Annotated in this window: 25 protein-coding genes; 7 read left to right on the top strand and 18 right to left on the bottom strand. The window is 68.4% G+C overall.

Going from position 1 to position 23202, the window contains the following annotated elements:
- Positions 1 to 24 precede the first annotated feature (24 nt).
- Together FHR04_RS10965 and FHR04_RS10960 are read right to left on the bottom strand one after the other, a co-directional pair.
- Positions 25 to 1659, bottom strand: a complete 1635-nt coding sequence (locus FHR04_RS10965; protein WP_139403275.1) for an ABC transporter substrate-binding protein — start codon at positions 1657 to 1659, stop codon at positions 25 to 27.
- A 93-nt stretch (positions 1660 to 1752) separates the two neighbouring features.
- Positions 1753 to 2760, bottom strand: a complete 1008-nt coding sequence (locus FHR04_RS10960) for a LacI family DNA-binding transcriptional regulator (RefSeq protein ID WP_139403272.1) — start codon at positions 2758 to 2760, stop codon at positions 1753 to 1755.
- Positions 2761 to 2991: 231 nt separating this feature from the next.
- On the opposite strand from FHR04_RS10960, the gene FHR04_RS10955 reads away from it, so the two are divergent.
- Positions 2992 to 3402, top strand: a complete 411-nt coding sequence (locus FHR04_RS10955) for a GNAT family N-acetyltransferase (protein WP_170213926.1) — start codon at positions 2992 to 2994, stop codon at positions 3400 to 3402.
- On the opposite strand, the gene yqeK is transcribed toward FHR04_RS10955, so the two are convergent.
- Positions 3386 to 4018: a bis(5'-nucleosyl)-tetraphosphatase (symmetrical) YqeK gene (yqeK, locus tag FHR04_RS10950; protein ID WP_249039089.1), complete on the bottom strand. Its 633-nt coding sequence runs from the start codon at positions 4016 to 4018 to the stop codon at positions 3386 to 3388. The genes FHR04_RS10955 and yqeK overlap by 17 nt on opposite strands.
- Before the next feature lie 13 nt (positions 4019 to 4031).
- The gene (gene rnhA / locus FHR04_RS10945; protein WP_039682932.1) at positions 4032 to 4586 is read right to left on the bottom strand and encodes a ribonuclease HI; all 555 of its coding nucleotides are present in this window, start codon (positions 4584 to 4586) and stop codon (positions 4032 to 4034) included.
- Between the two features lie 39 nt (positions 4587 to 4625).
- On the opposite strand from rnhA, the gene FHR04_RS10940 reads away from it, so the two are divergent.
- Both FHR04_RS10940 and FHR04_RS10935 read left to right on the top strand, forming a co-directional pair.
- Positions 4626 to 5087 (top strand): DUF4870 domain-containing protein, encoded by a 462-nt coding sequence (locus FHR04_RS10940; protein WP_139403263.1) that lies wholly within the window; start codon positions 4626 to 4628, stop codon positions 5085 to 5087.
- Between the two features lie 53 nt (positions 5088 to 5140).
- Positions 5141 to 5911 carry a PIG-L deacetylase family protein gene (locus FHR04_RS10935; RefSeq protein ID WP_139403260.1) on the top strand — a complete coding sequence of 257 codons (771 nt, stop codon included), beginning with the start codon at positions 5141 to 5143 and terminating at the stop codon, positions 5909 to 5911.
- 180 nt (positions 5912 to 6091) lie between these two features.
- Here FHR04_RS10935 and FHR04_RS10930 read toward each other — a convergent pair whose 3' ends face one another.
- The 9 genes from FHR04_RS10930 to FHR04_RS10890 form a co-directional block, all read right to left on the bottom strand.
- Positions 6092 to 6481: an acyl-CoA thioesterase gene (locus tag FHR04_RS10930; RefSeq protein ID WP_276341380.1), complete on the bottom strand. Its 390-nt coding sequence runs from the start codon at positions 6479 to 6481 to the stop codon at positions 6092 to 6094.
- A 2-nt stretch (positions 6482 to 6483) separates the two neighbouring features.
- Positions 6484 to 6771 (bottom strand): 30S ribosome-binding factor RbfA, encoded by a 288-nt coding sequence (gene rbfA, locus FHR04_RS10925; RefSeq protein WP_139403258.1) that lies wholly within the window; start codon positions 6769 to 6771, stop codon positions 6484 to 6486.
- 120 nt (positions 6772 to 6891) lie between these two features.
- Complete coding sequence (locus FHR04_RS10920; protein ID WP_139403255.1) at positions 6892 to 8217, bottom strand: LysM peptidoglycan-binding domain-containing protein; 1326 nt, start codon at positions 8215 to 8217, stop codon at positions 6892 to 6894.
- Positions 8218 to 8358: 141 nt separating this feature from the next.
- Positions 8359 to 8841, bottom strand: a complete 483-nt coding sequence (locus FHR04_RS10915) for a hypothetical protein (protein WP_139403252.1) — start codon at positions 8839 to 8841, stop codon at positions 8359 to 8361.
- Positions 8842 to 8922: 81 nt separating this feature from the next.
- Positions 8923 to 11064, bottom strand: coding sequence for a vWA domain-containing protein (locus tag FHR04_RS10910; RefSeq protein WP_139403249.1), 2142 nt, complete (start codon positions 11062 to 11064; stop codon positions 8923 to 8925).
- 106 nt (positions 11065 to 11170) lie between these two features.
- Positions 11171 to 12880, bottom strand: coding sequence for a M3 family oligoendopeptidase (locus FHR04_RS10905; RefSeq protein WP_139403246.1), 1710 nt, complete (start codon positions 12878 to 12880; stop codon positions 11171 to 11173).
- Between the two features lie 72 nt (positions 12881 to 12952).
- Positions 12953 to 13795: a PSP1 domain-containing protein gene (locus FHR04_RS10900; RefSeq protein WP_039682949.1), complete on the bottom strand. Its 843-nt coding sequence runs from the start codon at positions 13793 to 13795 to the stop codon at positions 12953 to 12955.
- Positions 13796 to 13956: 161 nt separating this feature from the next.
- Complete coding sequence (locus FHR04_RS10895) at positions 13957 to 14334, bottom strand: RidA family protein (RefSeq protein WP_139403243.1); 378 nt, start codon at positions 14332 to 14334, stop codon at positions 13957 to 13959.
- 155 nt (positions 14335 to 14489) lie between these two features.
- Positions 14490 to 15386, bottom strand: coding sequence for a PP2C family protein-serine/threonine phosphatase (locus FHR04_RS10890; RefSeq protein ID WP_139403240.1), 897 nt, complete (start codon positions 15384 to 15386; stop codon positions 14490 to 14492).
- 280 nt (positions 15387 to 15666) lie between these two features.
- Between FHR04_RS10890 and gatA the strand changes: the two genes are divergently transcribed.
- Positions 15667 to 17127, top strand: a complete 1461-nt coding sequence (gene gatA / locus FHR04_RS10885) for an Asp-tRNA(Asn)/Glu-tRNA(Gln) amidotransferase subunit GatA (RefSeq protein ID WP_139403238.1) — start codon at positions 15667 to 15669, stop codon at positions 17125 to 17127.
- A gap of 16 nt (positions 17128 to 17143) precedes the next feature.
- Here the strand turns inward: gatA and truB are convergent, their stop codons facing one another.
- Both truB and FHR04_RS20980 read right to left on the bottom strand, forming a co-directional pair.
- Positions 17144 to 18070: a tRNA pseudouridine(55) synthase TruB gene (truB, locus tag FHR04_RS10880; protein WP_139403235.1), complete on the bottom strand. Its 927-nt coding sequence runs from the start codon at positions 18068 to 18070 to the stop codon at positions 17144 to 17146.
- 28 nt (positions 18071 to 18098) lie between these two features.
- Complete coding sequence (locus FHR04_RS20980) at positions 18099 to 18842, bottom strand: hypothetical protein (RefSeq protein ID WP_170213925.1); 744 nt, start codon at positions 18840 to 18842, stop codon at positions 18099 to 18101.
- Positions 18843 to 18909: 67 nt separating this feature from the next.
- On the opposite strand from FHR04_RS20980, the gene FHR04_RS10870 reads away from it, so the two are divergent.
- From FHR04_RS10870 to sdaAA, 3 genes are all read left to right on the top strand, one after another.
- A complete protein-coding gene (locus FHR04_RS10870) occupies positions 18910 to 19293 on the top strand; it encodes a hypothetical protein (RefSeq protein ID WP_139403232.1) in 384 nt (127 codons plus the stop codon).
- Positions 19290 to 20051: a pseudouridine synthase gene (locus FHR04_RS10865; protein WP_139403228.1), complete on the top strand. Its 762-nt coding sequence runs from the start codon at positions 19290 to 19292 to the stop codon at positions 20049 to 20051. The genes FHR04_RS10870 and FHR04_RS10865 overlap by 4 nt, the downstream gene beginning before the upstream one ends.
- Positions 20052 to 20214: 163 nt before the next feature.
- A complete protein-coding gene (sdaAA, locus tag FHR04_RS10860) occupies positions 20215 to 21105 on the top strand; it encodes an L-serine ammonia-lyase, iron-sulfur-dependent, subunit alpha (protein WP_039682961.1) in 891 nt (296 codons plus the stop codon).
- Between the two features lie 175 nt (positions 21106 to 21280).
- Here the strand turns inward: sdaAA and FHR04_RS10855 are convergent, their stop codons facing one another.
- From FHR04_RS10855 to FHR04_RS10845, 3 genes are all read right to left on the bottom strand, one after another.
- Entirely contained in the window at positions 21281 to 21859 is a 579-nt protein-coding gene (locus FHR04_RS10855; protein WP_139403221.1) for a hypothetical protein, read from the bottom strand.
- Positions 21856 to 22158, bottom strand: coding sequence for a PadR family transcriptional regulator (locus tag FHR04_RS10850; RefSeq protein ID WP_139403218.1), 303 nt, complete (start codon positions 22156 to 22158; stop codon positions 21856 to 21858). Before FHR04_RS10850 ends, FHR04_RS10855 begins: the two co-directional genes overlap by 4 nt.
- A gap of 96 nt (positions 22159 to 22254) precedes the next feature.
- On the bottom strand, positions 22255 to 22872 hold the full coding sequence (locus tag FHR04_RS10845; protein WP_170213924.1) for a helix-turn-helix domain-containing protein: 618 nt from the start codon (positions 22870 to 22872) through the stop codon (positions 22255 to 22257).
- Positions 22873 to 23202: the final 330 nt, after the last annotated feature.

Raw genomic sequence — 23202 nt, 5'->3', positions numbered from 1 at the left:
AAACGAAACAGACGGCAGTCCGTATTACTTGGGCTTGACGTTCAGGTACATCAGCCGCGCGCCGGCGGTGTCGTCAGGCGAAGCGTCGTTGTAGGGATTCTCGGCGCTGGGAAAGCCGGTGAATTTGCTGGTGTTGAACAGCGCGAAGTTCACGCGGTCGGTCAGCGGCACCCACGGCTGATCCTTCATAACGGCGGCGACGATGGTGTCGATGGCCTTTTGCTGGGCGGACTCGTCGCTGGTGCCGCTGAAGGTCTTGAGGGCCTTGGTGATGGCCGGGTTGGTGTAACGCGACAGGTTGCTGGCGGCCGTCTTGCCTACCGGGGCGGAGAAGTCCGGGTTGAAGGCGGCGTTGAAGGTGTAGTACGGCGTCGAGCCGTTGCCCCAGCCCCACGAGATGCCCATGTCGTAGCTGCCGGTCTGCAGGCCGCCCGAGTAGCTGCCCCAGGCCTGCTGATCGATGCTGGTCTTGATCCCCACCTTCTTGAGATCATTGCCGATCACCTGCGCCATGGTGATGAAGTCCGTCCAGCCCGCGCCCACCAGAATCTTGAAGCTGGGCAGCGCCTTGCCGTCCTTGCCCAGGCGGTTACCGCTGCTGTCCTTCTTGTACCCGGCGGCGGTCAGCGCCTTGTCGGCGGCGGCGGCGTCGAACTGGGGGGCGACCTTGCTGGACAGCCATTCCTTTTGCTGGCCGGGGAAAATGGCGGCGGGGCTGGCCGCCGGTACCGCGCCCGCGTAGGCTTTCTGGGCCACTTCCTTGGTGTTGATGGCGCGGGCCACCGCCCGGCGGAAGGCCGGATCGTTAAAGGGCGCTTTCGCGGTGTTGAAGTACAGGAAGTTGATGTTGTTGGTGGGCCACCAGTAGCTGGTGTTGGGGCTCTTGGCCGCAAACGCCTTGGGATCGGGAATCCCGATGTAGCCGTAGTCGGCCTCGCCGCTCAGCAGTTTGAGCTGCGCCGCGTCGTTGGTGCTGGTGGCCAGCCACACCAGCGCGTCCACGTAGGGCTGCCCCTTCATCCAGTAGTTGGGATTTTTCAGCACCCGCAGCGCCTGCTGGCTGTAGCTGTCGGCGACGAACGGCCCGGTGCCCACCGGCTTGGTGTTGGTGAAGGTGCTGGGGTCTTTCACGTCCTTCCACAGGTGTTCAGGCACCATGGGCGTGGCGGCGATGTACTGGAAGATCGGGGTGTTGGGCGTGGTGAAGGTGAACACCAGCGTGGTGGGATTGGTGGCCTTGACGCTGCTCAGGCCGCTTTTCCAGATGCCGCTGGTGTCCAGCGCCGGAAATGATTTGAGGTAATTGAAGCTGAAGGCGGCGTCGCTGGCGCTGAAGGCCTTGCCGTCGTGCCACTTGACCCCTTCACGGGTGTTGACGGTCAGGGTCTTGCTGTCCTTGCTCCAGGTGTACTTGGTGCCCAGCACCGGCGTGACCTTGCTGTTGATGGAATTCACGAAGAACAGGCTCTCGTACAGCGCCGAGTTGGTGGGCAGCAGGTGCTGATCGCCGGGAACGAAGGGGTTGTAATTTTCCGAACCCCACTGGGTGTCGCGCACCACGGTGAAGACGGTCTTGGGATTCTGGGCGTGCGCGGCGCTGCCCAGGGCGGCGGTCAGGATCAGGGACAGGGAAAGAATCGTCTTGACAGTGCTGTTCATGGATGGTTCCTCCGGGAAATGAGACGGCGCACGAACGGTGGCGGGCAGGGCAAACACGGTGGGCTTCGGGGCAGGGGCTTCGCGAGAGGGGCTTCACGGCGGCCCGGTGGACTCGCGCCGCACCAGTTCGGGGGCGAAGGTCACCGATTCGGCCGGGAGACCGGCGATCAGGCGCAGAGACAGTTCCGCCGCCGCCGCGCCCATCGCGTGGGCCGGCTGCCGGATGCTGGTCAGGCGTGGGTACAGCAATGAGGCGATCACGGCGTCGTCGAAGCCCACCACGGCCACGTCGGCGGGCACCCGCAGGCCGCGGCGGTGCAGGGCACGCAGAGCGCCCGCCGCCATCAGGTCGCCGGCCACGAACAGGCCATCGGGGGCGGGCTCTGCCGCCAGCAGCGCGTCGGCGGCCCACGTCCCGGACAGCTCGGAGTAGTCGCCCTCCGCGCGGCGATACGTCAGGCCCGCCTTGCTCAGCGCTCCCGCGAAGCCCCGCTCGCGCTCCCGGCTCTCGCGGCCCGGCGCGCCCAGGTAGGTCAGTCGCCGGCGGCCCACCCGCAGCAGTTCCAGGGCCGCCAGCCATCCGCCCGCCTCATTGTCCAGTTCCACCCGGCACGGCAGCCCAGCATGTTCGGCCGAGATCTGCACCCAGTGCAGTCCGCGCGGCGCAGGCGGGGTGGTGCTCAGGCGCGAGTTGATGATGACGCCTCCGTCCACCGCGTGCCGCAGCACCTTCCGCGCCGCCGTGAGTTCGCCGACCGGGTCGTCGTCGCTGGAGGCCAGCAGAATGCTCATGCCGCGCCCGCCCAGCACGGCCTCGATACCGCCAAGCATCTCACCGTACAGCGGAAAGGAGACGTTCGGCACGATCAGCCCCAGCAGTTCACTACGGCCCCGCACCAGATTGCGGCCCAGCGAACTCGGCTCATACCGCAGCGCCGTGGCCCACTCCAGCACCCGCGCCCGCGTGTCCGGGCTGACCGAGGCGGCGTCGTTGAAGACCCGCGACACGGTGGCCGTCGACACGCCTGCCAGCCGCGCCACCTCACGGATGCCCGAGCCGCGTGCGACAGGGGGCAGGGGAGAAACGGTGGTTTCGCGCATCACGCCTCCTGGGGATTCGGTGACGGGGCCAGCAGACGGCAGGGACCAGCACGGAAACTCATGGGGACGACAAACGCCACGGCCCAGTGCCGGGTCTGAAAACGTTACATTGTGGACAATCTCAAAGTAAGCGGGCGGGCAGGGGAAGTCAAGTGCAAATGAACAAATGGTCACTGGTTCGCGCTGGCCGCAGGGACCGGGCCACCCCCGCCCGGCATGGAAAATAGGCCCATGCTGCGCCCTGCCCCTGCCCTGAGCCCCGAAATTGCCGCCCTACTGAGCCGCGCCATGTTCCCCGATCCGGCGCGAATCGCCCGTGTGCTGGCGGCGTACCGCACGGGGCCAGACCGCGCCGTCTTTGTCTGGGAGGTGGGTGGTGTGGCGGTCAGTGCGGCGGGGATGCGGGTGGCCGGGGCAGAGGCAGAGGTGCTGCACATCGGCACCCGCCCGGACGGCACGGGGCAGGGTCACGGGCGCGCGCTGCTGTGGGCCATCGCGGCGCACCTGAAGCTTTCCCGGCTGGTGGCGGAGACCGACGAGGACGCGGTGGGGTTTTACCGCCGCAGCGGCTTCGAGATCGGTGGCGCCCCGGACAGGGGAGGGCGGCGCAGGTTTCTTTGCACCCTTACGCTGGAGCGCTGATGCCGAAAGCGGCCCAGGCGGCCCGCAGATCGGGATGGGGAATCAGCAGCCGGGCCTGTGGCGACGCCATCCAGCCCAGGAACCAGCGCGTGCCCGCCTCCAGGCCGTCTTCCAGCGCGTTCAGCAGATCGGCGTGGTAGGGGGGGACGCCGCCCTGATCCCATTCCAGCTTGTCGGCCAGGAATACCACCCTATCCAGCGGCGTAGGCCGGGCATGCAGGGTGGTGTGAAAGCGGACGGCCTGCAACACGCCCGTGTCGGTGACGCCGTACAGCTCGCGGGCCAGCACCACGCTCAGTTTGGCGTGCAGCAGCATAGGCACCTGACGTTCCTCGGGCACGATGGGCACCCCCAGGCCCCCGCACAGGGCGGGCATCCGGGCGCCGGAGACGATGCCGCCCACGTCGTGCAGGAGGGCCGCCGTCTGGGCGGCCAGCGGATCGACCCCGAAGCGCTGCGCCAGCCCCAGCGCCTCGTGGGCCACCCGCGGCACGTGCTCGCGCGTCACCTCCCGGCCATGTGCGGCGAACAGGGCGTCCACGTCGGCGGCCAGAGTGCCAGAGGGAGGAAAGTCGCGTTGCAGGGCGGCCAGCCACGCCGCGCCGTCCATTCCCATCACCTTGCCCGCCTCATCTGGCCCGCAGTTTCTTGCGCTCCTGCACGGCCAGTTCGTCCACCCGCTCGTTCTCCCCGTGCCCGGCGTGACCCTTGACCCACACGAAGGTCAGGGCGTGGGTTCGGGCCTGCTCAATCAGCGCCTCCCACAAGTCCTGATTTTTCACCGGTTCCCGGCTGGCGGTTTTCCAGCCGTTGCGCTGCCAGTTCAGAATCCAGCCGTCGGTAAACGCCTTGCGCAGGTACTGGCTGTCGGTGATCACGCGCACCTGACACGGGCGCTTGAGGCTCTGCAGGCCTTCCAGCAGGCCGCGCAACTCCATGCGGTTGTTGGTGGTGTCCGCCTCGTGGCCCGACAACACCAGCTCATGTTCGCCGGCGCGCAGGATGCAGGCCCAGCCGCCGTGCCCGGCCGTCGTGTCGCAGGCACCGTCGCTGAACAGTTCCACCACGTTGCCCGCCACCGGCGTCTGAGGCTGAATGCCAGCTTGTAGCGGCAGCAGATCGCGCGCCTTGTCCTGCGCCTTGCGGGCGGCAGTTTTGGGAAAAGAGGAGCGGGGGCGCGTCACGTCCGGAACTGTAGGCAGCCGGGCCGCGTACTGTCAAGCATGAGCCGCACAGCCCTCGCCATTCCCGAAGCCGACCGCACCCCGGCGGTGCTCACGCACCTGTCGCCGCTGGCGGGCTTTCTGCTGCCCACGCTGGGCAACGTGCTGGGGCCGCTGGTGGCGTGGCTGGCCCTGCGCGACCGCAGCCCCGCGCTGGATCAGCAGGGCAAGGAGGCGCTGAACTTCCAGCTGAGCATGTGGGTCTACGGCGTCGTGATCGGCGTGCTGGCCTTCATCCTGTTCAGCCTGGGGCTGATCGGCGGGGCGCTGGGCGCGGCGGCCGGCGCGCAGGATCTGGGGGCCTTCGCCTTCCTGGGCACCTTCGCGGCCTTTTTCGTGTTCTTCGTGCCGCTGCTGCTGCTGCTGAGCCTCATCCCGTTCATTTTCATGATCGTGGCGGTGGTGCGGGTCAGCTCCGGGCAGCCGTACCACTACCCGCTGAGCATCCGCTTCGTGCGCTGAGCCGGACTCCGGATGGGCGGCCCAGCCCGCGCGATGGGTCTATCCTGTGGCCCATGCGAATCATGGCTGTGTTTGCCCACCCCGACGACGAGATCGGTTGCGCCGGAACGCTGGCGAAGCACGCGGCGCGCGGCGACGAGATCATGCTGGTCTGGACGACGCTGGGTGAACTCGCCAGCCAGTTCGGCGACACCTCGCACGAGGAGGTCACCCGCATCCGGCGCGAGCACGGCGCGTGGGTGGCCGACAAGATTGGCGCCCAGTACCACTTCTTCGACATGGGCGACAGCCGCATGACCGGAGGCCGTGACGAGGCCCTGCAACTCGCCAAACTGTACGCCACGTTCCGCCCCAACGCCGTGATCACCTGGAGCGACGATCACCCGCACCCCGATCACCGCATGACCGCCAAGATCGCCTTCGACGCCATCACGCTGGCGCGCATTCCCAAGATCGTGGGCGAGCGGGGCGGCGGTCAGGCCATGCCCCCGGCCCCTGATCTGAGCGGCGACGACGCGGTGGGCAGTGTTGATGTGAAGAGTGGCGAGGACGTGCGTCGCCTCTCGGCGTGGCGCGATCCGATCCGCTTCTACCAGTACTACGCCCCGGCCAGCCCCTACCCCGAGGTCTTCGTGGACATCTCGGACACGCTGGAGACCGCCGCCGCCATCGCCTCGTATTACCGCGACTTCTACAAGTGGCAGTGGACCGACGAGCTGTTCCGCGAGGGCCGGGCAGGCGCGGGCCGTCTGGCCGGGGTCAGGTACGCCGAACGCTTCAACCTGCGCGCCAGCCACCTGCGGGCGCGCGACTATCTGGACTGATACGGATTCCGCTTGTTTCGTGTAGGAACCGGGAGAGCGCTGGTTCCTACACTCCACGTCCGGGGGGACGTTTTTCTCTTTCTCGCTCTGCTTCGCAGCTTTGCAAGTCCGCTCGGATCTTCAGATGTTTCCAACACCTTTCCATCCAACACCTTTCAATCGGTGTCCGTATGAGGTGGCTCAGCCGCCCAGCGCCGCGATCACATCATCTGGCATGCGGGCCGGGCGGTAGGCCTTGTCGGTGGCGATGTGGCGGGTCTCGCCGGTCGCCACCAGTTCCTCGCCGCGCCGAACCTCGTAGGTAAAGGTCACGGTGCGGCTGCGAAGGGCCGAGATCCGGGTGGTCACGGTCAGGTCGTCGTCGTAGCGGGCGGCGCGGCGGTACTCCACATTCAGGCCCGAGAGCATCAGGTAATAGCCGCGCGCCTCGATCTCGGTGTAGGGCAGGCCGAGGGCGCGCATCAGGTCCGTGCGGCCCACCTCGAACCACACCGGGTAGGTGGCGTGGTGGACGACGCCCATCATGTCGGTCTCGGCGTAGCGCACGCGGATGCTGGTGTGCACGGCCACGCTCACAACCGGTTGTCCTCGGCGGCGCGGAATTCCAGCGTGGGTGTGCGGCGCAGGCGCACCTGCTGCGCGACCTGCCGTTGCAGGTGGCCTCGGGCGTGGTCCAGGGCTTCGAGCAGGTCGGGCATGTCGGCCCCCAGCGCGCTGATATACACCCGCGCCAGGCTGAAATCGGGGGTCAGGGTCACGCGCTCGACGGTCACGATCAGCGGCACACGCGGGTCACGCAGGCCTGAAATGGCCTCGCTGAGGACGCGGGTGATCTGGGACTGCACCTGTTCGGGCTTCATGCCGGGAACCGGGAGAAAGGGAGACGGGAAAGGGTCATCCCGCCATGCTAAAGCAAGACGCGCAAAGCGGATGGCTGGACGCTGAAGGTTCTGGCAGCGGAGGGCACGCCGGGCTGCCCGTCAGCGGATGTAACGCCGCCCGGTGTATTCGGTGAACACGCCGATGCCGTAGCTGACCTTGCGGACGCTGTCCAGCACGGGCTTGCCGTTCCAGGCCAGGCCGGTGGAGCTGCCGCCGTCCAGCAGCAGGGCGTCCCGGACGCCCAGGCGGGCCATCACCTTGGCCATCTCGGTGGTGGTCAGGCGCGACTTGGTGCTGACCATCACCAGGTCGCGGTTGCTGACCAGTCCGATGGCGCTGCGGGCGGCGCGGCCAAAAAGCGCCGGATCGCGGAAGGCGCTGCTGTACTGGAACTGTACCCGGCCCCCCATCAGAATGCGCGGCCCGGTGGCGATCACGGTTTCCATGCCCTGCCACGCGCTGTCCAGCGGCACGCGCAGCAGCCCGGTGGTGCTGGGGCGGATGGCGGCGCGGTTGTCAGGGGTGATCGCCAGCGCCTGCGGAATACGGCCCCAGGTCAGCATGCGGCCCTGCATCACGATGTCCCCGGCCGGGGCGTAACTGTGCGGATGAAAATACGAGCCGTTGATGATCGCCTGCGCGCCGCTGGACCGGGCCAGCTGGCTGATCCGCGCGCCAGAGCCGAAGCGCAGGCCGCCGCCGGGCAGCACGGGCGCGATCAGCACGTCGCGGTAGCGCAGGTCCACGTTGACGATCTGCACCGGAATATTCAGCGGACGCAGTTGCTTGTGGCTGGCCGCGCGGCCCTGCGGTCTGGGCGGAATCGGCACCGGGATGTGCGACGGCACCAGCACCTTGCGCCCCGGCACGATGTATTTGTAGCTGCTCAGACCGTTCAGTCGGCGCAGCTTGTCCACGCTGACGCGGTACTTGCGGGCGATGCTGGCCGCCGTGTCCCCGGCATTCACATGGATGTAGGTGTACAGCGTCCGCACCTCGGTGGTGGGGCGAGGAGCGGGGGCCGCGCCGCGCGCCGGGATCTTCAGGCGCTGTCCCGGCGAGATCAGTGTACCGTTGATGTTATTGGCTGCTTGCAATGCGCCCACGCTGACGCCGTATTTTGCGGCGATCTTGCTCAGAAAGTCACCGCGCTGGACGGTGTAGGTCACGGCGGCGGGGGCCGCAGCCGTCGCGTGGGCGGGCGCGGCGGGAAGGGCCGCCACCCGGCTCAACTTCAGAACCTGCCCTGGCCGGATGGTGTCACTCTTCAGGCTGTTGGAGGCCTTGAGCTGCGCCACGCTCAGGCCCGCACGCGTGGCAATTTTGTACAGCGTGTCGCCGGAACGCACCGTGACCGTGCCGGAAGCCGCGTGGGCCGGGCCGATCAGCAGCAAAAAGATTAAGAAAAGATAACGGGACGACATAGGCGTCCCAGATGAACACATCGGCGGGATGGGCGGATGAGCAGGGCTGATCGAAACCAGAGGTCTGACGCGGGGCACAGGACGGGCGCAGGACCGAGTGGCCTTGCCCTCTGCTGGCACTCAGCCCCGCAGCCTGGCCGTTCAGGTGCCCGGCGTACTGCCCGGCAACACCGCCACCCGCCCGATCATGTACGCCACGCCGTACAGGAACAGGGTGGCGACGGGCAGAAACTTCAGGCCGGTGCGGTGCTCGATCATGCGGCCCCGCACCAGCACCTCGATCACGTACAGGCTGAGCAGCGCGAAGGCCGAGTACATCCAGTGTTCCAGGTCGCGGCTGGGATCGTAGGGCAGGCCGTACTTGCTCAGGCCGCCGCCCACATTAACCGCGCTGGGCACCTTGGCGCCGCCCAGGGCCAGGATCACGCCGGTGGCCACCGGAATCAGGGTCAGCACCCAGACCACGCGCAACCACACCACAAACGAGCGGCTGACGGTGCCCTTGATGGCCGGGGCCAGGCTCCAGACCAGCAGAATCAGCGTGGACAGGGCGTAGGGCGTGGGAAACAGCAGGGCCAGCGCGGAGCCGAACTGGTAGCCGTGGATGGCGCGGAGCAGTTCCATATGCCGCGTAGCGTAGCGTGGCGGCAGACCACACGACTGTCACTGGAGATCGGCTCTCGCCGGAGCCGGCTTGGGCGGCCTTCAGGGCTCGTCGGGCAGGTCCACCAGGGTCAGGTCCGGCAGGTAGCTGCCCGGCTGCAGCGGGGCCGTCTCGCCGCTGCGGCGCAGGCGCAGGCCCCGCGGCACCTCCACCAGCAGGACGTTGGGACCGCTGAGGGTCACCTTCAGCCCGCCCAGCGCCGGCGCGCCGAAAGCGGTGCCCAGATCGCTCTGGCCTGCGGGCAGGGTCACGGTGTGCTGGCCGTAGGGGCCGGCGGCCCGCACGTTGGCGGCGTCGTGGCGCAGGGACTCGTGGCGCAGGGTCAGGGGCAGTCCCAGCCCGGCCAGGGTGCCCAGCGGAGGGTGCGGGGCGCGGCCCGCGCGGCCTACAGCGACGCCCAGCAGGGCGCCGGGGCGCACCACGTCCCCGGCCTCCACCAGCCGCGCGCCCTGGCTCACTTCCAGATCGGCCGGCACCCGCAGGATCCTGAGGCCGTCGCGGTGCTGCTCGGCGCGCAGGCCGCTCAGGTGCGGCACGCGCGCCAGTTGCCCCAGATCGAAGGGACCGCCCAGCGGGATCGGCACAGGAGTCACCTCGCCGCCCGCCGCCACCAGCGACAGGACGCGGCCCGCACCGTACTCGATTCCCTCCACAGCCGGCGGCTCGTCACGCGGAATCGGGGCGGGTCTCAGGGCAGGTCTCGGGCGCGTGCTGGCCCCTGCCGCGGACCGGCGCAGAGGCCGCCACCCCCCGCCAGCCCCCGCAGACCGGCCCTGCCGCGCCCGCGCCCAGACGAACACGCCGCCGGCCAGGACCAGCAACACCAGCGCCCACAGCCACGCTGGAGCGTCCCTCCAGCGCCCGGCAGGCCCCTGCTGGGGCGGCGTTGGCCGCGGCGTGGGCGTGGGGCCGGATGCTTTCGGCGCGGCCTTGACAGCGGCGGCGGCGTAGGGGGTGCGGCCTCCCGCGCGGCCCTGAACGGCAGGCAACCGGATTTCCCCAGCGCCGGGCAGACGCAGCAGCGGCGTGACCGTCTGCCCTGGATTCAGCGAGCGGTTGGTCAACCGGACCGAGAAGTCCCGCGCGCCGGGCAGATGAGACACCACCGCTACGAGGCCCGCTGGCAGGGCGCCCAGCGTCAGGCCGCCTACCGCCACGCCGGGCGTGGCCCGGTAGCGCAGCACGGTGTCCTCGCCCCGGGCCAGCGCCCGGTCCGCGCCGGGGTTCAGCAGGGTCACGGGCGACTGCAGGTTCAGGCGCAGCAGCAGGCGCTGGGGCCGGGGGGCCACGCGGCCGGGCGCCGTCGTGCGCGGCGCACACAGCACCGCCGCCGCGCCGTAGGGCACCCGGCCAGTCTGCTGCAGCCGCACCTGACCGCCGGCCACCACGTCCTCGGCCAGCCGCAGCGTGCGGGCGTCCGGGGTGGCCAGCGTCACCCGCGTGCCGTCGGCCAGCGGCACGCGCAGCGCCGCCGCGTCCTCCACGCGCAACAGGCCGCTGCCCAGGCCGGGGCCGTCCAGCCGCGGCACCTGACCCAGCGGCACGGTCAGGCCGTCAGCGTAGGTGCTGGCGGCTAGCGCCTGGCGGGCCTCGGCGGGAATCCCGGTGCCCAGCGCCACGTAATGCAGCCGGTCAAAGGGGCCGCGCTCCCTGAAGGCCGCCAGCGCCTGGGCCGCCGTGAAGGAGCGCGCCGTGTCGTTGTCGATGCCGTCGGTCAGCACGAACACGGTGGTCACGTACTGCGTGCCCCCGGTCAGGGGCTCAAGAGCGGCGCGCAGGCTGCGGTACAGGTAGGTGTTGTTGCCGTCGGCCCGCAGGCCCTGAAGGGCGGTGTTCCACTGCGCCGTTCCTGCGGGACGGTCAAAGCCGCGGCGCGTCCTCAGCCCGGCGTCGAAGGTCAGCAGCTCCACCCGGTCAGGCCGCGTGACCCGCACGTAGCGATTCAGTTCGGTTCGCACCTGCCCGAAGATGTCGGCCTGACCGTCGCCGATGCCGCGCATGCTGCCGCTGGTGTCCAGCACGAAGACCGCCCGCGTGAGCGCCGGCAGTGGCCCGGCGGGCAGGGTGCAGGCGGCGGGCGGCGGGGCAGAGGGGGGCTTCGGCGGCGTCGCCTGAGCGGCCGCCGGGCCGGGGACGGTCAGGCTGAGACCCAGCGCGAGGGTGAGGAGGGTGGCGGACTGCATCTCACTCCATTGTGCCCCGAGATGGCGTCTGGGGAACGGCACCGGGCAACCGTGCGGCGGCAGCGGGGAGGACGGCGGCGGGTCGCCCCTGCGTCTCCGGGCCACCCTACTTCAGTTGCTCTTTGAGAAACTCCATCAATCCCCGGATGTACTCGCGGTCAAAGCGGAACTCCACGCCCGCTGCGCGGTACAGCTCCGGCACGCCCGCCGCGTTGCCCAGGCGCAGCGCCGCCTTGTAGCGCTCCAGCGCCCCCGCCGCGTCGTTCCTGGCCCCGCGCCAGAGGGCCACCGCCGCCAGATAGCACATGGCGTACTCGATGTAATAGAACGGCACCTGAAAAATGTGGTAGTACTGCCAGCCCTTGGCCCGCACGCCCTCGTCGAGGCCGTCCCAGTCGATAAACGGATGAAAGGTCTTGTCCAGTTCCAGCCATCGGGCGTCCAGTTCGGCGATGCCCACGTCCTCCGGCGCCTCGGCGTACAGCCAGTGTTGAAAGGCGTCCATCTGCGCGGCCCACGGCAGGAAGGTCACCACGCCCTGCAACTGGTTGCGGCGGTAGCGGGTCAGCTCCTCGTCGTCAAACACGTGGCCCAAGTGGTCCAGGGTCAGGAATTCCATCGCCATGCTGGGAATTTCCACGAACTCGATGGGACTCCAGCGGTTCCACAGCAGCGGCTGGGCGTCGCCGCTGTAAAAGCCGTGGAAGGCGTGGCCCACCTCGTGAAACAGCACCCGCAGGTCCTCGGCGCTGCCCACCACGTTCATCAGCACGAAGGGCTCGTTGTTGACCGGGAAGTACTGGCAGTAGGCGTGCGTCATCTTGCCAGGGCGCGATTCCAGGTCCAGCAGCCCGCCCTCGCGCATCTGCCCGAAGCGGGCGGCCAAGTCGGCGTCCACACCCGCGAAGGCGGTCTGCGCCACGGCCTGCAATTCCTCGCCCGTCGTGAACGGCCGCAGCGGCTCCCGGCCCGACGGGTCCAGCAGGGTGTTGCGGTTGTAATCCCAGGGGCGCACGCTGCCCAGTCCCAGCGCCTGCGCGACGCCGCGCACGATCTCGCCCGCCAGCGGCACGGCTTCCTCGCGCACCGCCTCGTGAAAGGCGCGGCAGTCGGCGGGAGTGTAGTCCACGCGGTCCAGCTGCTTCCAGCGGAAATCGCGGTAGTTGGCCTCGTCGGCGTTGCGGGCCAGCCGCTGCCGGGTATGAATCAGGTCCAGCATCACCGCGTCCAGCTCGGGGGCCACCTCCATGTTGCTGACGGTCAGCGCCCACCACGCGTCCTCGCGCGCCTTGCGGTCCGGGCTGTCGAGGTGCTGCCTGGCCTGGGGAATGGTCAGGGTCTGGCCGTTCAGGGTGACCTTCTGGTTGCCGGTGATCACCGAGTGGCGGTTCTTGTGCTGTTCGTGCGTGACTTCCAGATCCACATTGGCCTCGCGGAACAGCGCGGCAGCGTCACGGAAGCGGCGGAAATTCAGGGCGAAATCCGGCGCGGGCGCGTAGTCCGGCACCGCCAGCAGCTTCTCGGTCAGCGCCTGCCCGGTGCGGGCCGCCTGGGGCATCACCCCGGCCACGAAGGCCTGGTAGCGCCCCTGCGCCGCCTCGTCGTCGGTGTGCAGGTCCGCGTGGGTGGACAGCTTGGCCCCGGCCTCGCCCAGTTCGGCGTCCAGGGCGCTCCAGCGCCGCAGCCACGCTGGCACGGCCGCCGCCGTCAGTTCGGCGCCCAGCAGCGCCTCATAGCGCGGGCAGTACGCTTCCCAGTTCGCGGCGCCTTCGGAAATCTGCAGCTTGCTCTCAACCCGGTCCAGTGGTGCAGTCATGCCGGGGAGTCTAGCGGCTGACCATCGGTGCGCCGCTGTCCATATGGCCTAGTGGCCCTCCAGCGGGTGCGCTCAGTCCGGGGCGTCGGCGCCGCGTTTGCCTGCCGGTCCCTTGCCGTCGCTGTCGGAGGCGCGGCGCAGTTCGCCCGCCGGCACGTTCAGCAGCATGCCCTGGTCGCTGTACACGTCCACGGTCCCGGCCAGCGGGTGCAGTTTGGTGACCTTGCCGCACGCGCCCGTGCCGGTGTGGCAGACCTTGGCATTCTTGCGCGGCAGATCGCGCAGCAGGTCCTGGTACTGGGTGTGCTCGAACTGCAGGCAGCACAGCAGCCGGCCACACGGCCCCGACAGCTTTTCCGGGTTCAGCGGCAGCTGCTGGTCCCGCGCCATGCGGATGCTGACCGGGGCGAAGTCCTGCAGGTGATGGCTGGAACAGTTCTCGCGCCCGCACGCGCCCAGCGCGCCGATCATCTGCGCCTGCTCGCGCGGGCCGATGGCCGCAAAGTTCACGCGGGCGCTGGTGTGTTCGCGCACCTCGCCGATCAGGCCGGTCAGTTCGATGCGCTCGTCGGCGCTGTAACTCACCGTGACCAGACTCTCGTCCAGCGTGAATTCCACCGCCACCAGCTTGACCGCCAGCCCACGCTCACGCGCCCGCGCCCGCAGCAGCCACTTCAGGTCCTCGCCGGTGCGGTGTAACTTGTCCCAGCGTTCCAGGTCCTCCGGCGTGGCCGCCCGCAGCACCGCGCCGTAGCGCTCATTGTTCTTCGCCTGCCCCGGCTCGCCGCGCACGGTGGCCACTTCCGGCCCGCGCTTGCCCTGCACGACCACCCGCGTGCCCACGGGGAACGTGTCCTCGCTGAGCATGGGGTGGAGGCGGGGGCTGCGCTCGAAGCGGACGGGAAGGACAACCATTGGCCGCAGCATGTCACGCCGGACGGCGGGGCGTCGGGAGCTGACGCACAAACGGGCGGGAGCCTTGGCCTGCCGGCCACGACAGTTCAAACGGGAGGAGCGGCTGGTCAGGCGGCAATCCTCCCGGCCATCCGCTCCCGCTGTTCGGCTGGGCTGAATCCTCAGTGCAGCTCGGCCAGCACCTCAATCTCCACCCGCACGTCGCGGGGCAGGCGGGCCACCTGCACGGTGCTGCGGGCTGGGGCCGGGGCCGGGAAATGACGCTCGTAGACGGTGTTCATGTCGGCAAACTCGTTCATGTCGGCCAGGAATACGGTGGTCTTGACCACGCGGTCCATGTCGGTGCCTGCCGCCCGCAACACGGCGCGCAGGTTCTGCATGACCTGTTCGGTCTGTTCGGCGATGCCGCCCCCCACCAGCTGGCCGTCCGGCGTCAGCGGAATCTGGCCGCTGGTCACCACCAGATTGCCAAACACGATGGCCTGGCTGTAGGGGCCGATGGCGGCGGGGGCGTCGGCGGTCTGCACCATGTCTTTCATGCCCTGAGCATACCTGTCCCCACGCCGGGGTGCGCTCCGTGCAGAGGCTACGGACGCGGTGATGTCAGGTCCGTGACGGGTGGCCGAGTCTCTCTCAGGTGCTGCCGCGGTCCTGCCGGTTCTGCGTTTTCAGCGCCCGGCCCGCCCGATTCGCCTCATCCGTCGGGATGCCGGTGGGGGACGGCTGGAAGGTGGACGCTGGCGCCGGACGATCCCCAGGCGCCAGGGCCGCGCTGCGTGCCGAGCAGCACGTCCACGTAATCCGGCCCCCCGTGGTGGGCGGGGGGCAGGTCGTAGATGGGAAGTTTCAGGTCCTGCCGGACGTCGATCACCAGCACGGTGATGTTGTCCGGGCCACCCGCGTCGTTGGCAGCGTCGACCAGCAGGCGGGCGGTGGCGTCTGGGGCCAGGGGCCGGACCAGCAGCTTCAACAGGTCCGTGTCCTTGACCACGCTGCTCAGCCCGTCGCTGCACAGCATCACCCGGTCACCGGCCCTCAGGCGCAGGCCGAACAGTTCCAGCCGCACGCGTTCCTCGCCGCCCAGCGCGTTGCTGACCACGCTGCGCCACTGGTGTTCCCTGGCCTCTTCCTCGGTCAGGTGGCCGAGGCGGACCTGCTCGCTGACCCAGGAATGGTCCTCGGTCAGGCGGAACAGTTCGCCGCCGCGCAGCAGGTAGGCGCGCGAGTCGCCCACGTGCGCGATCAGCAGCGCGCCCCGGTCGATCAGTGCGGCGATCAGGGTGGTCCCCATGCCCACGTACTCGCCGACCGCGTGCCGCAGCACCGCGACGTTGGCGTCCTGCACGGCCTCGGCCAGCCGTATGGGCGGCGGGGTGCGGCGGGCCAGGTAGTGCTGGCTCAGGGCGTCCAGGGCCAGGGTGGCGGCCAGTTCGCCCGCCGCGTGGCCTCCCATGCCGTCGGCCACCGCGAACAGGCCGCCGTGGGGCAGATCGAGCGCCAGCGCGGCGTCCTGATTCACCCCACCCTGCCGCTGACGACCCACGTCCGTCAGCAGGCCAAATGACCAATTCGGCGCTCCCGCAGCCTGCATGTTCGCACTATATGTCACCTGCACTTATTCAACTCTATAAAACATCTCATCTTTCGCCAAGGCCCCGACACTCCCGAGCGTTCCGCTGGCATTGTCCAGAACGTCCCGCCAGCACGGGCAAAAGCGCCGCGCTGTCGCTGCTGGCGGCCACTGACCGAGGCCATAGTCGGCGGCCCGAGGGGTCAGGGGAGACGGGAGACGATAGACGCCTGACGTTCCGGCTTCCTCCACCCCGGTAACGTTGCGGCGGCCCCCAGGGTCCCCGCTACACTGACGCGGTATGTCGCTGCCGTCCTCTGCCCCCCACTCCGCTTCCGAACTCGTCCGCGCCGTGCAGGCCGGTGAAACCACGCCCGCCGCCGCGCTGGAGGCTGCCCTGGCCCGCGCCGAGGCGGCGAACACCCTGAACGCCCTGATCAGCCTGAACGGTGGGGCCGGCGAGCAGGCGGCGGCGGTGCAGGCGCGGTTGCAGGCGGGCGAGACGCTGCCGCTGGCCGGCCTGCCGGTGGTGGTCAAGGACAACCTCAACCTGACGGGCACGCGCACCACCTGCGGCAGCCGGATGCTGGAACACTACGTCAGCCCCTACACCGCCACCGCCGTGCAGCGCCTCGTGGATGCAGGCGCAGTGATCGTGGGCAAGGCGAACATGGACGAATTCGCGATGGGCAGTTCCGGCGAGAGCAGCGCTTACGGCCCGACACTGAATCCATGGGACACGGCGCGGGTCACCGGCGGCACCAGCAGCGGCAGCGCGGCGGTGGTGGCTGCGGGCCTGACTTCCGTCAGTCTGGGCAGCGATACGGGCGGCTCGGTGCGCCAGCCTGCGGCGCTGTGCGGGGTGTACGGTTTGAAGCCCACCTATGGCCGGGTCAGCCGCTACGGACTGGTGGCCCACGCCAGCAGCCTGGATCAGATCGGCCCGCTGGCCCGCCACGCCGCCGATCTGGCGCTGACCATGAACGTGATCGCCGGACACGATGGGCGCGACGCCACCAGCCTGGACGCGCCGCCCGCCTTCGTCGCCGGAACCCCTGAGGATCTGCGCGGCCTGCGCGTGGGTGTGGTCACCGAGAGTCTGGGGGGCAACACGGCGGGCGTGGGCGCGGTGCTGGACGCCACCCTGGATGCCCTGCGCGGCGCGGGGGCCAGCGTGGGCGAGGTCAGCCTGCCTGCCCTGCGGCACGCCATCGCCACCTACTACCTGATCTCCATGCCGGAAGCCAGCAGCAATCTGGCCCGCTACGACGGCATGGTCTACGGCAGCCGGGAGCCAGGGGGCGATGTGCTGGGCAGCATGACCCGCACCCGTGAGCGCGGCTTCGGGCGCGAGGTGCAGCGCCGCATCATGATCGGCACCTACGCCCTGAGCAGCGGCTATTACGACGCCTACTACAGCAAGGCCACCCGCGTGCGCCGCCTGATCGCCAATGAATTCAGCGCCGCCTTCGCCCAGTTTGACGTGCTGGTCACGCCCACCAGCCCCTTCCCGGCCTTCCGCCTGGGCGAGAAGATGAACGATCCGCTGACCATGTACGCTGCCGACGTGGACACCGTGGCCGTGAACCTCGCGGGCCTGCCCGCCCTGAGCGTGCCCGCCGGATTTGAGGAGGTGGACGGCAAGCGGCTGCCCGTGGGCATTCAGTTCATCGCACCCGCCTTGCAGGACGAATTGCTGATCCGGATCGCGGGCGGCCTTGAAGGAATCGGCGCGGTGCGGGCGGAGGTGGCTCCGGCTTAGTCAGGTCTGAAACCTCTTACGCCCAGGCCCGCACCACTTTCAACCCCTCGCCGTCGCCGTCCACCACGGCCACCAGTTCGCCGCCGAGCGTCACCACATACCGTCCCACTTCTGAACGCCGGGGCCGCTTGCCCCGGCGCAGTTCGCAGGCCATCGCCGCGTCCGCCTGAATGCGCGGAAAGTCCAGGGCATTCAGATCGCTCAGGCCAGTGGCTCCCTCTAAGTCTTCCAACGCCACCGCGTCCGCGAGGCTGTAGCGCCCCACCCGCGTCCGCACCAGACCCGAGAGGTGAGCGGGCAGGCCCAAGGCCGCGCCTACATCCCGCGCCAGCGAGCGCAGATAGGTGCCGCTGCCCACGCTGGCGCGCAGCAGCAGGGTGGGAAACTCGCCCAGCGCGTCGGGCAGCGTGAAGGTCAGGCCAGTGTCGGCTGGCGCCCAACTCTGCGCGTCAAAGGTACGCGGTGCGTCCTGCACCCGGCCATACACGCCCAGCAAGTCCAGCGAGTGAATCACCACGTCGCGTGCAGGCAGCTCAAGCTCGCCCCCGGCCCGCGCCACCGCGTAGGCCCGCTGCCCGCCCACCTGAATGGCGCTGTACTGCGGTGGAATCTGTTTCTGAGGGCCAGTGAACGCAGTAAGGACGGCGCGTATCGTCGCCCCGTCCAGCGGCGGCACATCTGCCGTCTCATCCACCGGCCCCTCGGCGTCCAGCGTCGGCGTGCCTGCGCCCAGGCTGATCCAGGCCAGGTAGTCCTTGCTGTCGGCCTCCATAAACTGCACCACCTTGGTGCTGCCCTCGACCGCCAGCACCAGCACCCCCGTCGCCAGCGGATCGAGGGTGCCGGTATGCCCCACCCGTTTGGTCTTGCGGGCGCGGCGGGCACGGTTCACCACGTCGTGCGAGGTCAGGTGCAGCGGTTTGTCGACGGCAATCACGGGCATAGGGGAAAGTGTAGAGGGTGACCGGAGGTTACTCCACCCACTCCCAGCGGGGCAGCCCCGCGCACAGGATCTCCAGCATGTGCGTGTCCGAGGCGATGAACAGATGGCGGTAACGCGGCTTAGCGAGCAGATCGGCCAGCATCTCGGCCCGACGTTGCTCGATTTCGGCCTCGTCCTCTGGGGTCAGCGAAGCGCCGGATGCCTTGAAGAAGATCGGATGAGTCCCGCTGTCGCTTAACTGTGCGTCGGGTGGGAAAAAGCGGCCTGTGGGTTTTCCCGTGCTGGGATTGCGTTCCAGAAAGCTGTCCAGCGCGGCCACTGGCTGGCCGCCCGTCGGAAACATGCCCGTATCCGGGTTGTCCTCCAGAATCTCCATGATCCAGGTGTCCGGCTCACTGATGATCTCGTGCAGGAAGCGCCGCTCGCTGTTCTTTTTCCAGGCGTAGGCGTGCGCGTAGGGCCGCGAGTAGAACTCGTCGTAACATTCCAGCGCGAAGATGGTGGAATCGAAGCCGTCCCAGATCAGGCGCACCCTGCCGGGCGCACCGTTGGGATCGGCGTGCCATTCGCCGTCCTCACCTAAATGTCGGCCCGTTGAGCCGCCCGCCGAGTAAGCCATGTCCCCAATTTCGACCAGCAACGCGGGATCAGCATTAAATTTTTGTTCCACCCGCGTGATGCCCGGCATCCGAAAGGGGATAACCTTTTCCAGCAACTCCCCGTCCGGCCACGGCGCGAAAGTGTACTCCACGAAGCGTTCCATTCTTCCCATCAGCCATGCTGGCACGTCTTTTCCGCTGCCCACATCCCACCAGCCTGAACCCCCTACACTACCGGACGTGCTGCGTGCCTCGTTCTGGTTGACCGCCCTGCTGTTCATTCCGCTGGGGCTGCTGTTGTATTTCCTGCCGCCGACGCTGGCGGCCACGCTGGGTGTTTCGCCGCTGTGGCTGCCGCGCGTGGCCGGCGGCCTGATGCTGGCCTGGGGCGCGTTTCAGGTGGCGGCGGCCTTCGCGCCAGACGGGGCCAAAGTGGGCGGCCTGGCCGGGGGCAACCTGCTGACCGTGGCTGCGCTGCTCCCCGCGGCCCTGCGCGGCGACGCCCTGCCACCCGCCGTGCGGACGCTGATGCTGGCGCTGTCGGGCGCCCTGCTGCTGCTGGCCGTGGTTGCGCTTCTCGCGGCCCCCTCACGCCGCCGCGCGTCCGCTAGGGTAGAGCCATGAGCGGCGAGAGATTGCAAAAGCGGCTGGCCCGCGCCGGGGTGGCCTCGCGCCGCGCCGCCGAGGAACTGATCAAGGCGGGCCGCGTGCAGGTGAACGGCGTGGTGGCCGCCCTGGGGCAGACGGTTACGGACGCCGACGACATCCGGCTGGACGGCCAGTTGCTGGACACCGGCGCGGTGCAAAAGGTCACCTACGCGCTGTACAAGCCGCGCGGGTACGTGACCACCGCCAGCGACGAGTACGGGCGCAAGAACGTGCTGGACGCCATGCCTCCCGTGCCCGGCCTGCACCCCATCGGACGTCTTGACCGCGACTCCGAGGGCCTGCTGCTGCTGACCACCGACGGTGACCTGACCCTGACCCTGACCCACCCGCGTTACGGCCACGAGAAGGCCTACCGCGCGTGGACGCACGGCGAGGCGCCTCCCACCCAGGCCGAGCTGGACCGGTTGCTGAAAGGCGTGATGCTGGAAGACGGGCTGGCCACCGCCATCAGCGCCACGCCCGCAACGGACGGCGCGTTCATCACGCTGGGCGAGGGCCGCAAGCGTCAGGTGCGCCGCATGCTCGAAGCCATCGGCCACCCGGTGGGTCGCCTGATGCGCTACCGCGTGGGCGGCTACTGGCTGGGCAACCTGGACGTGGGGGAGTACGCCGAGCTGAATGAGCGAGACCTGCAGGGTCTGCTGAATCCGGACACCATTCCGGCGGCCATCTGGGAGAGCAGGTGGGAACTGATGGGGCGGCGCTGGGGCTGAAGCCAACAGCGCGGCACGGCTCGCTCCCGGAGTCGCCGTGTTCCCGTCCCTGGAGGCGGGACGAGCGTGAGGCAGATGCCTAGAGGACTTTGCGGCGCGCGTTAGACTGTTCTGAACGCTTTTTTCCGCCGCCTCGCCCTTTGCCGCCCTGGAGGTGGACGCCATGACGACCCTTGAAGCCCTGATGAATGCCCCCGCTCCCGCCTCGGCCTGGGTGCTGGAACGCGACTGCCAGGAGACGGGACTGGACCCCCAGGACATTCGCGACGAGATGGCCCGCCGCATCCGCGAGATGCGCGACAGCATCGAACGCGGCCTGAACAGCAGCGCCAAGAGCATCACCGGCATGGTGGGCTGGAATGCCAAGGGCCTGTGGGACGCCCCCGATGCCCTCAACGCCCCACTGATCCGCCGCGTGCAGGCCTACGCGATGGCCGTCAACGAGGAAAATGCCCGCATGGGCCGCATCGTCGCCGCGCCCACGGCCGGCAGCGCAGGCACCATTCCCGGCGCGCTGCTGGGCGTGGCCGATCACCTGGGCATCAGTGATGACCGGCTGGTGGACCCCATGATTCTCGCTGCCGGCGTGGGCAAGGCCATCAGCAAGCGCATGTTCATCTCCGGCGCGGCGGGTGGCTGTCAGGCCGAGATCGGATCGAGCGCCGCCATGGCCGCTGCTGCCGTCGTGGAACTGCTGGGCGGCACCCCGCGCGCCGCCGTGCAGGCTGCCAGCATGGCCCTGATGAACACCATCGGTCTGGTCTGCGATCCGGTGGGCGGCTACGTGGAGGTGCCGTGCGTCAGCCGAAACGCCTTTTTTGCCGTCCACGCCGTCAGCGCGGCGCAACTGGCGCTGGCGCAGCTGGAATCCTTCATTCCCCCCGACGAGGTGCTGGGCGCGATGGCCTCGGTGGGCCGTATGATGCCTGCCGCTTTGCGCGAGACGGCGGAAGGTGGACTGGCCCAGACACCGACGGGGCTGGCGGTCACCGCGCGGATGGAAGGCCGGGGCGAGGAAGGCGGGACGGGAATGGTTGAATTGCCGATGGCGTGAGGGTTCTCCCCCCCTGCAACCATGCTCCCCGCTCACCCCCGCTTGCGCGTGCGGCGGATGCACGAAACCCCCCACGTACTCGCGCTTGTAGGGACTCGCGCGCTCGGTTCGCAGGTATTGCGCTTATGTCATTGATCCCTTTGGATGACTGGGCGGGGCCGCATCCGTCATGGGGCTATTTTACAGCGGTGCGGCGGCCCCGGTTCCGGCGGCGCAGGGTCCGTCCGGCCCAGGCGCTGAGGAAACTGATGAGAGCAGCGTCGAGAGCGAAGATGAATGTGTTGACATTCAGCTTGTAAACAGCGAAGTCCGTCGTGTGATCACTTGCAATATTCGTCCCTGGCTCTGTCCAGACGCCTTCAACCTGCACGCTCTGGCCGATCAACCACAGCAGCACGGGCAGGAGTACCAGGGTGAGGGCCACCCGGCCCGGCTGAACGCCCCACCAGCCGAGGAACAGCCCTGTTGTCAGCAGCAGGCCCAGGAAGACCAGATCAAAGCGGACAATGTTGACCATCGCCCAGACCCCAAACGGGTTGGTATCCATGTTCCAGGCGACGCGAGACACCAGCACCAGGCCCGTCATCCAGATCAGCGCCAGTACAAGGGCCGCGCCCAGAGAGGCCAGTGAGTCGGTCAGAAGTTTGCGCCGCTTGCTGAGAAGGACTACGCCTTGAGTTTCGCGTGCCCACTGAGCGTCTTGTACGCTTGCCGCTTCATTCTCTATCCCCTTTTGCCAGTCGTCCGGTGTCATAGCAGCGCCCACTTCAATGCACGAGTCTTCTTGTCCTGCGTCCGCTCCCGTGCCAACGCCAATCCTTCAGGCGTCAGCGTGTAGATGTGCCGGGCCGGTTTGCCAGCGTGTGGCGAATCCTCCCACTGCGCGTCCAGATAGCCCTGCTCGTGCAGGCGCTGGAGGATGGGGTAGAGGGTGCCACTCTTGAGTTCAGTGGCCTTGCTCAGGTCATAGCCGTAGCTAGGGCGCGGGTGGGTGGCGGCCAGCGCGGCGAGGACGGCGCGGGTGTGTGGACTGGAGTTCGGTAGGCGGACCATAAATTATTCTACATATGTAGAGTTTTAAGTCAAGGGAGCCGCGATAGAAAAACGCCGCCTCGGATCAGTTTCGAGGCGACGCAGATTTTAGAAAGCTTATGCAGCGGCGATGGTCGCCAGGGCCTTCTCGTCCTTGAGGGTGATCTTGCCGTAGCCCGCGCTGATCACACCTTCGCGGCTCAGCTCGCCCACCACCTTGGTGACGGTCTCGCGCACGCTGCCGACGGCGGCGGCCAGCTCGTCGTGGGTGGCGTAGATCATGGTGTCGCCGGTCTCGGTCTGGGTGGCCAGGGCGGTGTCCTTCAGCTCCAGCAACTCGCCAGCAATGCGGGCGCGCAGGCGCTTGCCCACCAGACGGTAGATGCTCTCGTAAGCGCGTTCCAGCGTCTTGACCAGATGGGTGGTCACGACCAGATTGTCCTCGGCGCTCATCAGGGCGGGGTTGATCACGTCGATGCTGCTGTCGGTCACCGCTTCGGCAAAGTACGCGCGGTTCACGCCGGCCAGGGCTTCCTCGCCGAAGTACTCGCCGGGCTTGACGTAGCGCAGGGTCAGGCCGTTGCCGTCGTCGTCCATGGTATGCACGCGCACCAGTCCGGTCGAAACGCGGTACAGCATGTCGCTCTTGCCGGGGTACAGGATGACTGCGCCGGGGCGGTAGGTCACGGTGTCGACGAAGGTGCGGGCAGTGTTGTTCAGCTGGGTCTGGGTCATTGTGGTCGCCTCCTGAGGCGTCTGGGGAGATAGGGAGGTCGGGGCCATTCCCGACGTGCTTACAGTGTAACCTATCTCTACAATTTTGTAAACACTTTTGTTTCTTTAAATAGTATTTAGCTGACAAAGGCTGATGCTGGCCTGATCGCAGAAATACGTGTGCTGAACGCTAGAACCGTCACTTGGGCTCTTGTTCGTGCTCTCACTCCGACTTCATCTCAGGACGGCCCTGGTGTCGTGCTGCGTTCACCCGTCTGGCGACTGTTCAGGGTTTGAATCAGGCCTGAAATCCCATACAACACCCGGAAAGATGAAACGGCGTCCGAGGCC

It is taken from the genome of Deinococcus radiopugnans ATCC 19172, from assembly GCF_006335125.1.
Taxonomy (GTDB): Bacteria; Deinococcota; Deinococci; order Deinococcales; family Deinococcaceae; genus Deinococcus; species Deinococcus radiopugnans.
Note: the sequence above shows the minus strand (reverse complement) of the source record. Positions and strands in the feature narration are given on the sequence as shown.